The organism is Cloacibacillus sp. (assembly GCA_036655895.1).
In the GTDB taxonomy this organism is placed as follows: domain Bacteria; phylum Synergistota; class Synergistia; order Synergistales; family Synergistaceae; genus JAVVPF01.
In genome coordinates this window covers 1-930 of the sequence record JAVVPF010000130.1, presented here as the reverse complement: position 1 = coordinate 930, position 930 = coordinate 1, and the positions used below count along the sequence as shown (strand labels likewise).

Genomic DNA, 930 nt, shown 5'->3' with positions numbered 1-930 from the left:
GCTGTCTTTTCGCCCTTTAAAAACGATTTCCCCTCGTGCGTTCACATAAACTAAATCACCTGTCCGGTAAATAATTTCAGGATAAGAATGATTCAAAGGATTCTGTACAAAAGCAGCCGCAGTCTTCTCCGGATTATTATAATAACCCATCGCCAAGGACGTTCCTCTTACACACAATTCCCCTTCTTCTCCCTGCTTCGTTTTATCATTTTTATCATTCAATATTAAAATATCGGTATTCTTATAGGCATATCCGATAGGGATCGGCTCTTCATCCTTTATTTCTCTATTAATAACATAATAAGTACAATCCAAAGTAATCTCTATGGGACCATACAGATTGGCGAATAAAGTATGAGGCAGGTGACTTTGCCAATAATTAAACTGTTTAGTTGGAAAAACTTCTCCTGCAAACCAAACTGTTTTTAAATCCGGTAATTGAATGGATGCAAAAAGATTCATATTAGCAATGTTGACCATAATCGTCGGCACCCAAAATATAAATGAAATTTTCTGCTCTTGCATTAATTTTAATATGGTTATAGGAAAGGCAGATAAACCATCGGGAATAATAACAATGGTACTGCTCTTCACCATCAGCATACACAATTCAAAACTGTATATATCAAAAACAAGAGGAGAAAGTGAACCTATCATTTCATTCTCTGAAAATTGGAAGCTTTCTAAAGATCGTGCGATAAAATCTTGAAAACTTCTATGATTCAACACCACCCCTTTGGGGGTTCCTGTCGAACCGGAAGTATTAATAATGCACAGTGGGTCTGTATCGATTAAACTTTGCCATTTACTTTTAATCAACGCCTCATCAATATCTATCTCCCCCTCCATTTCATCCAGGTTAATCACTTCCATTCCGGAAGGAATAATCTCAGAAATATTTTTTAGATATTGATGATTGGTAATAATAAC

1 protein-coding gene is annotated in these 930 nt (G+C 35.8%); it reads right to left on the bottom strand.

Annotation, left to right across the window (positions count from 1 at the left end; translation table 11 throughout):
• A partial coding sequence (locus RRY12_13300; GenBank protein ID MEG2185651.1) for an AMP-binding protein occupies positions 1 to 930 on the bottom strand: 930 nt, incomplete at both ends.